Genomic DNA, 12,566 nt, shown 5'->3' on the forward strand with positions numbered 1-12,566 from the left:
CAGTGACTATGATAAAAGTGAGCGTGTGTGTAGTTACCTACAACCACGAAAAATTTGTAGCAAAAATGCTGGATTCAATCCTGATGCAGCAGACTACATTTGATTTCGAGATCGTGGTAGGGGATGATTATTCCAAAGACAACACCCGGGCGATATTAACCGAATACCAGCAACGTTTCCCCGACAAGATCAGGCTTTTGTTACATCCGAAAAACATGGGCCTTAATGGAAAGTTCAATGCACTGGCAACGTTCGCTGCGGCAAAAGGCGAATATATTGCCCAGTTTGACGGCGACGACTATCTGCTGGTTACGGACAAACTGCAAAAGCAGGTTGAAATGATGGATGCCAATCCACATTATTCAGCTTGTTTCCATAATGCGAAGGTGGTTTTCGACGACAATGCCGCGCCGCCGTACCTGGTGAATACCCTTACAAAGAAGGAATTTACGGTCGATGACCTGATCGGCGAAGACGAGCTATGCTTCATTGCGACGTCGGCCCTTATGTTCAGGAGAGAAGATTTTGCCAGAAATCCCGATCCGGAATGGACGAACAAATCGACCAGCGGCGATATTCCCCGCAATATCATGCTGGCAACCCGCGGGCCGATCGGCTATATTGATGAAGTAATGTCGGTGTACCGGAAGCAAAGAGGAGGGGCGAGCTTCGCGGATAATCACTACGGCAAGGACTTCCTTTTCAACCGCATTGAAATGTATTCCAATATCGACAAAGAATTGAAATACAAATACCACGATCGCCTGACAAAGAATATCGCGACATACTACTATAAAATGCTGTTTTCAAGGGAATACGGCGAGACTTACTGGCCGCGGGCCAAATATGCGGTGAAATACCTTTCGATGGCGCAGCCTTCGCCGGAGCGGAAAAAAGAGGTGATCCGCGATTTTATTATCCCACCGTTTTTTATGAAGGTATACAGCTACTTCGCCTTGAATCTCTACAATCTGAAAAGTAAGCTGTCGGGGCAAAGCTGATCACAAAAAGGGCCAGATCCACTGGCCCTTTTTTGTTGGATTAGAACAATTTCTCCTGTGGTGGTTTTACACCTTTCAAACGGATGTAAACCGTAGATTGTCCACGGTGGTGGGTCTGATGCTCAAATGCTTTTTCAAAGGCAGTACCGGCTTTCATGTCCATACCGAATACCTTCACTTCCTTCGCGAAATCGGCGTCGGTCATTCCTTTCAGAGATGCAATTACGTAGTCGTAACTGTCCAGAACTGCTTTGCTGACGGCTGTTTTGGATTGGTCAGCCATTTTTTCAAGAGAACCGTCGGGTTTTGCCTTGCCGGTAGCAGCCGAAATAAATGCGTAATTGGCATCGCCGATGTGGTCCATCTGCTGAGCGAACGAGCGGATTTCAGGCGTAGGTTTCAATGCGTATCCGTCTTCCGGCATTGCATCCAGGTATTCCTTGGTGTAAGCTTTCGCGCGTTCCCAGTCTTTGACCTGTTTGTCAACCATGGTTTGTGCGGATGCGAATTTGCCCGCCACTAAAAGCATACAGATAATAGCGATTCTTTTCATTCGATTTTTGTGTTTGGTGGTTGATATATTTTCGCGAAAGGTAATGGTAAGGAATGCGATTGTCAACTTGGTAATCAAATATTTAAGCAACGGTAATGTATCGATCGGTGACATTGTATTTTGCCTGACTTTCAGAAAATCGTCCTGCGATAGTTGAGGTTAAGTCGGTTATTATTTTATTTACCACCCACACCCATTTACACAAAGGACTGCTATGCCCGGAAGCTCGGAAGAACGCGCACAAAAATACCTTGATCTAGGCCACAGTGAAGCAGAGAACCATGCGAAAACCCAGCTCGAACTGTATGAAAAGCGGGTGCAGCAGACGTCTTCGGTCACCAATGCCATTTCCGAATTTTTCAAAACCAATCTGATCGGTTTTGCCTGGCATTACCTCCGCAGCCGGTTTGGTGGGCGGCACCCGTATCAGGCCTATCCGCGAAATGACGACACCGGTATTTACCCGTTGCAATCTTCCGTTGCATCGAGGGAGGAGATCAGCATCGCATTGCTTTCGGATTGGGCAAGCGACACGGCCGAATCCGACGCGGTGGCCAACCTCGTTGCACGTCATGCACCCGACTATACGGTACATATGGGAGATATTTACTTTGTTGGAACGCCCAAGGAGGTCGAGGAGAACTTTACTGCCCCTTACGCTTCCTGGTATTATGGTGCCTCGGGCAGTCTGGCGCTCTCGGGAAACCATGAAATGTACTCCAACGGCAATGCATTCTTTCAGCAGCTGCTTCCCGCGATGTATGCGCAGGTGGGCGAGGTGCGCAGGACGCAGCAGGCTGGTTTTTTCTGTTTGGAAAACGATTATTGGCGTATTATCGGCATCGATACAGGTTATACTTCGGTGGGAAGGCCTTTTTTTGAAATTTTATCTCCGCCGGACTGTCATTTGCGGAAGGAGCAGGTGGCATGGCTGCGCGATGTGGTAAAACTGGGGGATCCACTGGACACGCGTGGCATCGTGTTTCTAAGCCACCATCCTTACTTGTCGGCATTCAGGGAGGAATATACGCGCCCCGGAGAGCAACTGCAAGCGCTCATGGGCGATGCGCAAAGGCCGGTTATCTGGATCTGGGGCCATGACCACCGCCTGGTTGCATACCGGTTCGACCGGAACGGCAAGGGGCCTCAGGCTTACGGGCGCTGCATCGGGCACGGCGGGCTTCCTGTGGAGGTAGGGCCGGCCGATGCCGGGGAACTGTACAAGATCGATTATTACGACACGCGGATCAGAAAGGAAATCAAAGGCCGGGCATTGGGTTACAATGGGTTCGTGCGTGTGGTGCTGCGCAATGAGAAGCTCATCGCCGAGTACCGCGATCTGGAAGATACCTGCGTGATGGAAGAAAGCTGGACCGTAAACAAAGTAAACGGCCAGCTCGATTGGGAAGTCGTGAATGTCCTTCCTGAGCTGGCCGTTCGCTGAATATAATCGTGCCCTCACGGGCCGGTTGTTAGTGGTGATCGTCGTGGCTGTTGTCTTTGTAAAACGCTGCGAAAGTCACTACCAGACCGATGGTTCCGAGAATGAATACGAACAAGTCGCCAAACACTGCCAGAATGGTAAAAAGAATAATAAACGCCGCGATATAAACAAAGAGTGGCAGCGAAGTCGACTCGGTATGTGATGTTTCAGACATATTCAGAATGTATTAATAGCTTTCGATGCTGCGAAAATAATAAATCAGGGTTAAGTTTCTCGCATTCACCTGTATTTTTTAGCCTGATATCATAGATCTGCTTTGCCGGGTGGATAGAAGCCAAATTTGAAAAATTCAATGCATTACGCTGAGTATCAACAGTAAATTGTACTATTTAAATAAAGTGCATGGTGCTGGGAATTTTTGTGGTATCCTGCTAAGAATGGAAATGGCTATTTGAATAACTTTTAAGTATCTGTATATTTGGCTATTGAAAGGTATTTCGATATAAAGTATTTTTATGACGTCAACCTGCGGAATTATATTTCAAAAATGTATAATTTGACAAAATAGAAATATTTCGATAAGCCTAATGCCTCACTCCTATGAAAATCCTTTACTCCTTTGTATTCGTCTTTCTTTTCGGTGCCTTTAATGCTTCCGCGCAAATGGTTAAAAATGTCGAACACGACGCCTACTTCGCAGATTTTTATGTGATGCAGGTCAAACCTATGCAATTCGAACTCAGCTATAAATACCCGAAAACCGACCGCGTGTTGGTGCGTATTAAGGACGAAGAGCAGAACATTATTTTCGCCGAAAAGACACTGGTTTACAAACGCTACCACAAGAATTTCGATTTATCTGTGATGAAAGACGGCAAATACACCTTCGAATTAACAGATGGTAATGAAAAGTTCGTACAGTCTTTTGTGGTGGCTACCAAAACGCAGCGTATGGCCACGTCCTTGTAAGCTTGCTCGTTATCCCAAAATCCATACTTTTGTTTTAGTAATTACAAGCCGTAGTTCTACTTTGTGGGAATGCGGGTTTGCCTCTAAAACACTTGCCAATGCCCTATATTATCGGTTGTGATATCGGCACAACAAACGTCAAATCAGTCGCCTTCGATACCGTTTCCGGAACAATCCTCGCTTCCCACAGTGAAAGTTATGAAATGCAGCATCCGCAGCCCGATTGGAGCGAGCAGGATCCGGAAGAGATTTTTCAGGCTGCCTGCACAACTCTGAAAAAGGTAACCGCGAAATGCAAGGGGCACGGTGCACCGGTCGGGATCAGTTTCAGCGCGGCCATGCATGGCGTGCTGGCGCTCGATAAAGACGGAAAGCAGCTCACAAACCTGATCATTTGGGCCGATAACCGCAGCGCCGATGTAGCAATCAAACTGCGGGCGTCGCAGGTAGGTAGGAAGATTTACAACAACAACGGAACGCCTATCCATGCGATGACTCCGGTGTGTAAATTGTTGTGGATGAGGAAGAATAAGCCCGATATCTACCGGAAGGCGAGCAAGTTTGTAGGTGTGAAGGAGTACATCGTATACAGGCTCACGGGTAAATTCCTGGTCGATTATTCCATTGCCTCGGCTACCGGCATGTTCAATATCCGCGAGCTGCAATGGGATGCATATACATTGAAAAAATTGGGATTGAAAGTAGAGAAGCTGCCCCAAGCCGTATCTCCCTACCATATTATTAAGATTCCGAAAGGCAATTCTGCGAAATTACCGGAAGGCACTCCGCTGATCATGGGCGCAAGCGACGGCTGCCTGGCCAACCTCGGCAGCGGCGCGATCAGGACAGGCTCGATGGCAGTCACGATCGGTACCAGCGCGGCGGTGAGGATATGTTCCGGCAAGCCGTTCTCTGATCCGCTAATGCAGACATTCTGCTACGTGCTCGATGAGAAAACCTACATTATCGGAGGGCCGTCGAATAACGGAGCCGTTATTTTCGAATGGCTGATGAACACTTTTTTCCAAAAAGAGGAATACGACGCAGTTTTTAAAGCAGCCGGCGGCGTTAAGCCTGGTTCTGAGGGGCTCCTGTTCTATCCTTATCTGCTTGGCGAGCGCGCACCGCTGTGGAGTTCGTCCGTGCGCGGAGGCTTTACCGGGCTCGACATCACGCATACACGTGCGCACTTTGCACGGGCAGTCATGGAAGGCATTTTGCTGAATCTTTACAGCATTGGTAAAATCCTCATGGAAATGCAGGAAATAGATACCATTTATGCCAATGGAGGCTTCGCCCGTAGCAACATCTGGGTACAAATGCTTTCGGACGTGTTTGGCAAAACAGTGAAACTGAATGAAACCGTCGAAACCGGCGCGGTGGGAGCTGCGATGGTGGGATTGAAAGCATTGGGTATCGTAAAGGATTTTTCGGAACTGACTGCATTTACACAGGTAGGGCAGGAGTTTGATCCTCAGAAAACTACGCACGAGCAATACGATGCGCTTGCTGGAAAGTTCAGCAAGGGCGCCCAATTGATGATGGCCCGTGCAGTATAACCCGCGGTGCCGGGCTGGTATACAAAAAAGGCTTCCGGAGGGAAACCTTTTTTGTATTGAACTATCTTTTTAAAACTTATAAGTAACGCTCAAACGATAGTTTCTCGGAGGATCGGCCTGCCAGTAGTAGGATTTCAACCAGTCGTAATACCCACCGCTGTACAGATATTTGTCCAGAATATTAAAGACGTTGGCTGTCAAACGGATATTGTTTTTCTCCCAGAACACGCCGCCGTCCAGTTTGAAGTAATCGGGCTGGTTTAGGCTGCTGTTTGAGGTCGACCAGTTGGTAGTAGCGCGGCCGGCCAGGTAAGTGAAACCAGCCGAAATACCGGCATTCTTCAATGAACCGTGCTGCACTTTGTAGCTCAACCAGGCGTTGGTCGTATGTTTGGCATAGCCCGGAATCAGGTCGCCCACTTTCACGTCGGTTACGCCTTCCGCAACTTTCGTCACTTCCGAAATCGTGTAGGCGTAGTTGGCAGTCAGATTAAGTCCGTTCACGATCGTACCGCGAAGGTCGAACTCAACACCTTGCGCTCTTTTCTGTCCCAAAACAATGCTCAAACCCGAGTTGGGGCCACTGTTGGGGTCGCCCGTCAGCTCGTTGTTTTTCAGGATCCGATAAAATGCGAGGGTGGTATTCCAGCGACCTTCCGCCCAATCTCGTTTTACACCAAATTCGGTGTTGTTGCCCGTGATCGGCTTGACCGAACCGCTCACCAAACGGCCGGATTGTGGGATAAATGCCTGGTCGTATAATGCATACAATGAGGTACTCTTAGTCAACGAGACGCTCAGGCCCACACGCGGAGTGAAGTGTTTCGCCTCGTCGTTCGGGCCACCATACGCCGATTGTTTCACATAAGTGTACCGACCGGCTAAAGTCAGCCGGATCTTGTTATCGAGGAAGCCCAGTTCGTCTTGCAGGTAAATGCCTGTGTAGTCCTGGTTCTGCAAACCACCGCCTGCGGCCGCACGTGATTCGAGATTCATCGAGCGGTCGAACTTAGGGTAACCCATTACCGGCGTGCCGTAATAAGGGTTTCTAGGGTCGAATTCAGCACCCAAAGAGTCAAGCGCGTGTGACTGCGACCAGTCGGCGAAGTAATTTTTGCTACCCACATCGATACCAGCCAGAATACGATGGCGTACAGCGCCGGTTTTTACATCACCATTTACAAACACCTGTCCAAGCGTCATTTCGCTTTTCGCATCCCAAAGGCCAACGCCGCGGTACATGAGACCGTTCGGTTTGATAGAATCCGGCCACATGCTGCTGCCATTCAGTTGGTAATTGAAATAACCTACCTGTGCGGTCAGTTTCCAGTCAGCGTTGAAATGGTGCTGTAAATTCACGAAAACGCTCTGGTCTTTGATTTTTGTAGGAGCGAGGCCTTGGGGCATTGTCGTGAAATCGCGTGGCAAAGTGCCATAGCCATCAGGTGAAAACACGTAGAATGACCCTACGTTCGACATTTTAGCATATTGCAATGTGTATTCAGCCGTCAGCTTAGTCTTTTCGTCGATTTGGTAAGAAACTACCGGGGCAATGCTGTAACGGTTATTGTATTCATAAGGACGGAAGGAGCCTTTGTTCTGGGCCGCGACATTGAGGCGATAGAGGAATTTGCTATCCTTACTCAGTTTGCCATCGAGGTCGAGGGTTGCACGGTAGAGGCCGAAGCTGCCCAGGTTGAAAGAAACTTCTCCTTTGGTTTGGCCGGTAGGTTTTTTGGTAACCACATTGTACAACCCACTTGGGTCGCCATTTGCGAGCATAAAGCCTGCCGGACCTTTTACGAATTCGATGTGGTCAACAAAGCTCATATCTTCGGTCAATGGCCCCCAATAGGAGTTAACTACATTGAAACCGTTGCGGAATGCCTGGATTTGCGAGCCGCGCATGCTGATATTGGCATACATATCGCCCCAGTGTTCGAGGCGGACTGCCCCGCTGACGTTGCGGATCAAGCCATCGCTCATGCTGATTACCTGTTGGTCGGCCAGTACTTTCGAGGTGACAACCTGCACGTTCTGAGGAGTTTCGAGGATCGGCGTCAGGAGTTTCATGCTGGATGAAAACTGGTCCGATTTGTAGGTAGTCCCGCTTTTAACGATCACCTCCTGCAATTCGTTGGCGCTTTCTGTGAGGGTGAAAGAAACATTCACTGTTTCGCCGGCTGCTACTTCCAGTTCTTTTTCCTGAGTAGCAAGTCCTACGAAGCTCACGAGTAATGTGTAGCTGCCTGGCTTAACTCTCTCAATTGTGAATTTTCCTTGATTGTCTGTTACGGCACCGCGGGCGGACCCTTTAATTCCGACTGAAACTTGCTCTGCCGGTTGTCCGTCCGAGCTCAGTATCTGCCCTGATATTCTGCCGTTTTGCGCAAATGCGAAAGTGCTTGCCAGCAAGAATAGGAAGAAAATATAAAATCTTTTCATTTATCTAAAATTGGACTAAATAGTTAACGAGCCGCAAATATCTGTTAGGAATTTTTAGGAGGCAAGGTTTTATTTAGATTTATTTAAAATAGTAGTCAACGCCTTGTTACATAGGACTGTCAGCCATTAAAAAGCCGCATCGTTCGTTGGAACAACGCGGCTGCACAATGCTTCGACAAGCTGGAAGTCTTCTATTCTGCTGCTTTTACGGCTTCTACCATTTTGACAGTGATCATCTTTTTCTCCGATGAATTGCCCCACGAGTTCATAATGTAATTCATTACATCGGCGATTTGCTCGTTGGCCAGGCCGGGTTCGGGCATCATGTTGTCGTAGGATACGCCATTGACCGTAACCTTCCCGATCAGCCCGAACTTGATTGCCTGGATCGCATTTTCGGGTGTTTTCATCAGGTAGTCCGATTTTGCGAGCGGCGGGAATGTGGCCGTAATGCCTTCGCCCGTGCCCATATGGCAGGAAATGCAGTTTTCGGAGTAAATCATTTTGCCTCGCTCGATGCTTTTCGCGAGTTCATCGTCCTGCATGCGCGGGATCGCGGCGCAGAAGATGGCGGCTGAGAGGAATGTTAGTAATAGTTTCATGGTGATGTTTGGTTAAGATAGTGCGAAGCTCCTGCTTTGCACTATGGTTACTTCGTTAGCGAGAAAGGCACCGCTTCCGGTTTCGTTCCCCAGCTTTTCGAAGGCTTGCCGGTCAGGTCGAACTGCACGGTACCACCTTTCTGAATATCGCCGTGTTCGAGGTAAGTTTTGTCGTACGACTTTCCATTGAGCTTTGCACCCTGGATGTACAGGTTACTATCACTGCTGGCCGGCGCTTCGACCGTGAATTGCTTGCCGTCTTCCATGGTAAGCGTCGCCTTTTTGAACAGCGGCGAGCCGATTACATATTGCGTGGTGCCTGGGGTGACAGGGTAGAAGCCCAGCGAAGAGAATACGTACCAGGCAGAAGTCTGGCCATTATCTTCATCGCCGCAGTAGCCATCGGGCGTTGCCTGATACAATCTTTTCATTACCTGACGCGTCCAGTACTGTGCTTTGTCGGGCGCGCCCGCGTAGTTGTACAGGTAAATCATGTGCTGGATCGGCTGATTGCCGTGTGCGTAGTTACCCATATTCATAATCTGCATTTCGCGGATTTCGTGGATCGGGAAGCCATAATAGCTGTCGTCGAATACGGGAGGTAATGTAAAAACGGTATCCAGTTTTTGAACAAATGCTTCACGGCCTCCCACGAGGTTGATCAGTCCTTTCACATCCTGGAACACCGACCACGTGTAGTGAATGCTGTTGCCTTCCGTAAATGCGTCGCCCCATTTGAATGGATTGAATGGCGCCTGAAACTTGCCATCCTTGTTCTTGCCGCGCATCCATTTGGTTTCGGGGTCGAACAGGTTCTTATAGTTCTGGCTTCTTTTCAGGTACAGATCGATTTCCGACTGCGGCTTTTTAAGCTCCTTGCCCAATTGCGCGATACAGAAATCGGCATAGGCATATTCGAGCGTACGGGCAGCATTCTCATTGATTTTTACATCATAAGGAACATAACCCAGCTCGTTGTAATATTCATGGCCAAAACGACCTACCGAGCTAACTGGTCCTGCATGTTCTGTGTTTTTAATCACCGCTTCATACAGTTTATTAATATCATAGCCGCGGATGCCTTTTACATATGAATCGGCGATGAGCGAAGCAGAGTTCGAGCCAATCATACAATCGCGGTGGCCGGGACTAGCCCATTCGGGCAGGAAGCCGCTTTCGTCGTATGCATTGGCAAGGCCTTCCATAATGTGCGAATTCAGCGTCGGATACATCAGCGTGAAGAATGGGAACACTGCACGGAACGTATCCCAGAAACCGTTGTCGGTGAACATATAACCCGGGCGTACCTCGCCATTATAAGGGCTATAATGTACTACTTTGTTGGCCTTATCCATTTCATAGAACTTCCGTGGGAAAAGCAGCACGCGGTACAAGCAAGAGTAGAATGTACGGATCTGATCTATATTGTCACCTTCAACTTTAATGCGTGAAAGCTCGGTGTTCCATGCCTGCTCACCTTTCGCTTTGGTAGCATCAAAAGAATCATTGCCCAGCTCGCGTTGCAGGTTCAGTTCCGCTTGTTCAGGGCTGATAAAGGATGAGGCTACTTTGATACTAACCTGCTCGCCTCTTTTAGTTTTAAACCCAACTACCGCACCCACATGCGCCGCACTTAGTTCGAGGGTGTCTTTTGCAAGCGTTTTGCCGTGGAATGCGGAGGAGAATGTGAATGGTTTATCAAAAATCAAAACAAAATAATTCTTGAAGTTGGCCGGTACACCGCCGCTGTTTTTGGTTGTATAACCAATGATCTTGCGTTCTTTCGGAAGGACTTTTACATAAGAGCCTCTGTCGAATGCGTCCAGGAGTACAAATGAAGTGTCGGCTTTCGGAAAAGTAATGCGGAACTGCGCGGCGCGTTCGGTTGGCGCGATTTCGGTCGTAACGTCGTAATCTGCCAGATATACCTTATAATAATGCGGCTTGACAGTTTCTGCTTTGTGCGAAAACCAGCTTGCGCGGCTTTCTTCGTCGATTTTCAGCTTACCGGTAAGCGGCATGATCGCGAACTGGCCGTAATCATTTATCCACGGGCTGGGCTGGTGGGTTTGTTTGAAGCCACGGATCTTTTCGGAGTCGTACATATAAGCCCATCCGTCGCCCATTTTGCCGGTTTGGGGCATCCAGAAGTTCATTCCCCAGGGCAGGGCAATTGCCGGGTAAGTGTTACCGGCCGACAGGCTGAATTTCGATTGCGTACCCATCAGCGGGTTTACGTAATCGACCAGATTAGCAGTACCTTGCCCGTAGGATAATTGCACTGCTGCAATGATGGTAAAAAGGCAGGACAGGAGTTTTTTCATGTTGGGGATAATTCTTTTTTATATTGGATCTGGGAATTGCAAATGCAGGGACAAAAGTAATCGAAGGGCAGAGAACAAAAAGTAAAGGGGCCAAAGATTTCCCAACGGCAGGTTTCCTGACATTTTGTACCGGCATAGTTCTTTTTAACGTTAGGGGACGGAGGCGACCGACAGCCTTCAAAAAATCTTTACACATAAATTCCTGGTCTACGGATCGCACTCTTTCAGAATGTGGTAGGGTAAATCGGGTTTTGAACCCATAGCAATCAAAATGACAGAACATCTTAACCGTCTTACACCGCGTCAGATCGTTTTCGAGCTTGACCAATATATCATCGGACAAAATGACGCGAAACGCAATGTGGCGATCGCACTGCGGAATAGGTGGAGGCGAATGAACAGTCCCGAGGACATTCAACGGGAAATTATCCCGAACAACATATTAATGATAGGAGCCACGGGTGTCGGTAAAACGGAAATCGCCCGCCGGCTGGCGAAAATTGCCGATGCTCCGTTCGTGAAAGTGGAAGCTTCCAAATTTACGGAGGTCGGTTACGTGGGCCGCGACGTAGAAAGCATGGTCCGCGACCTTGTGGAGCAGGCGGTAGGCATGGTACGGACACAGAAAAAGGAAGAAGTGAAGATCAAAGCCGAGCAGGTTGTGGAAGATATTATCCTTGATGCACTGATTCCGCCTGTTCACGGGTCGGGCCCGGTAAAGCCGGTAACCGAAAACGGTTCCGACGAAATGCCCCAGAGCGATGCCGAGCTCAACCAGCGTACCCGCGAGCGCTTCCGCGAGAAGATACGGAACGGCGAGCTCGACAGCCGCAAAATCGAGATTGAAATTCAGCAAAACCAAATGCCTAATGTGGGCATGATCGGTGGGGCAGTCGATGATGTTTCGATGATGAATATTCAGGAGATGATCGGGAATATGATGCCACGCCGGGGTAAAAAGCGGAAAGTGACCGTCGAGGAAGCGCGCAAACTGCTTCTGGACGAAGAAGCTTCCAAGCTGATCGATATGGACGAGGTAAAATTGGAAGCCATCCAAAAGGCTGAAAACCTGGGTATTATCTTCATCGACGAGATCGACAAGGTCGCATCCAGCCGCTCCGGCGGAAGCGGTCCGGACGTGAGCCGGGAAGGCGTGCAGCGCGACCTGCTGCCGATTGTCGAAGGAAGTGCTGTCAATACCAAACACGGCGTGATCCAGACCGATCACATTCTCTTCATCGCTGCGGGCGCATTCCACGTCGCCAAACCGTCGGACCTGATTCCCGAGCTGCAAGGACGCTTTCCGATCCGTGTCGAGCTCAACAGCCTTACGGAAGGTGATTTTTACCAGATACTGAAAGCGCCTAAAAACGCATTGACGAAGCAATACAGCGCCATGATGGAGTCCGAGGGTGTAGAGCTGGAATTTGAAGACGGCGCATTACGCGAGATTGCCCGCATTGCGTTCGAAGTAAACAGCGAAGTCGAAAATATTGGTGCCCGCCGCCTTCAGACTGTCATGAGCTCACTCCTCAACGATTTTATGTTTGATATCCCCGACGTCATCGGCGACGGTTCGCACATCGCCATTACCGCCGAAATGGTGCTGGACAGACTGTCGGCACTGGTGAAGAACAGGGATTTGAGCCAGTATATTCTTTAAAAGGAG

At 49.0% G+C, this 12,566-nt stretch carries 10 protein-coding genes; 5 read left to right on the plus strand and 5 right to left on the minus strand.

The window, feature by feature from the left end; all coding sequences use genetic code 11:
* Positions 1-8 precede the first annotated feature (8 nt).
* Positions 9-1,001 (plus strand): glycosyltransferase family 2 protein, encoded by a 993-nt coding sequence (locus ACTJJJ_RS14210; RefSeq protein WP_188934096.1) that lies wholly within the window; start codon positions 9-11, stop codon positions 999-1,001.
* Between the two features lie 40 nt (positions 1,002-1,041).
* On the opposite strand, the gene ACTJJJ_RS14215 is transcribed toward ACTJJJ_RS14210, so the two are convergent.
* Positions 1,042-1,554, minus strand: coding sequence for a DinB family protein (locus ACTJJJ_RS14215; protein WP_426293056.1), 513 nt, complete (start codon positions 1,552-1,554; stop codon positions 1,042-1,044).
* A gap of 214 nt (positions 1,555-1,768) precedes the next feature.
* On the opposite strand from ACTJJJ_RS14215, the gene ACTJJJ_RS14220 reads away from it, so the two are divergent.
* Positions 1,769-2,998, plus strand: a complete 1,230-nt coding sequence (locus ACTJJJ_RS14220; RefSeq protein WP_440702133.1) for a metallophosphoesterase family protein — start codon at positions 1,769-1,771, stop codon at positions 2,996-2,998.
* A 28-nt stretch (positions 2,999-3,026) separates the two neighbouring features.
* Here the strand turns inward: ACTJJJ_RS14220 and ACTJJJ_RS14225 are convergent, their stop codons facing one another.
* On the minus strand, positions 3,027-3,212 hold the full coding sequence (locus ACTJJJ_RS14225; protein WP_188934090.1) for a hypothetical protein: 186 nt from the start codon (positions 3,210-3,212) through the stop codon (positions 3,027-3,029).
* Positions 3,213-3,598: 386 nt separating this feature from the next.
* On the opposite strand from ACTJJJ_RS14225, the gene ACTJJJ_RS14230 reads away from it, so the two are divergent.
* Entirely contained in the window at positions 3,599-3,967 is a 369-nt protein-coding gene (locus ACTJJJ_RS14230; RefSeq protein ID WP_188934088.1) for a hypothetical protein, read from the plus strand.
* 98 nt (positions 3,968-4,065) lie between these two features.
* Positions 4,066-5,526 carry a gluconokinase gene (locus ACTJJJ_RS14235; RefSeq protein ID WP_188934086.1) on the plus strand — a complete coding sequence of 487 codons (1,461 nt, stop codon included), beginning with the start codon at positions 4,066-4,068 and terminating at the stop codon, positions 5,524-5,526.
* 69 nt (positions 5,527-5,595) lie between these two features.
* Here the strand turns inward: ACTJJJ_RS14235 and ACTJJJ_RS14240 are convergent, their stop codons facing one another.
* From ACTJJJ_RS14240 to ACTJJJ_RS14250, 3 genes are all read right to left on the minus strand, one after another.
* A complete protein-coding gene (locus ACTJJJ_RS14240) occupies positions 5,596-7,971 on the minus strand; it encodes a TonB-dependent siderophore receptor (RefSeq protein ID WP_440702134.1) in 2,376 nt (791 codons plus the stop codon).
* Positions 7,972-8,162: 191 nt separating this feature from the next.
* The gene (locus ACTJJJ_RS14245) at positions 8,163-8,573 is read right to left on the minus strand and encodes a c-type cytochrome (protein ID WP_188934082.1); all 411 of its coding nucleotides are present in this window, start codon (positions 8,571-8,573) and stop codon (positions 8,163-8,165) included.
* 47 nt (positions 8,574-8,620) lie between these two features.
* Positions 8,621-10,897, minus strand: coding sequence for a GH92 family glycosyl hydrolase (locus ACTJJJ_RS14250; protein ID WP_440702135.1), 2,277 nt, complete (start codon positions 10,895-10,897; stop codon positions 8,621-8,623).
* 271 nt (positions 10,898-11,168) lie between these two features.
* Here ACTJJJ_RS14250 and hslU point away from each other — a divergent pair, with 271 nt between their 5' ends.
* Positions 11,169-12,560, plus strand: coding sequence for an ATP-dependent protease ATPase subunit HslU (gene hslU, locus ACTJJJ_RS14255; protein ID WP_188934078.1), 1,392 nt, complete (start codon positions 11,169-11,171; stop codon positions 12,558-12,560).
* Positions 12,561-12,566 lie beyond the last annotated feature (6 nt).

The organism is Dyadobacter sp. 22481 (assembly GCF_052044875.1).
GTDB lineage: Bacteria > Bacteroidota > Bacteroidia > Cytophagales > Spirosomataceae > Dyadobacter > Dyadobacter endophyticus.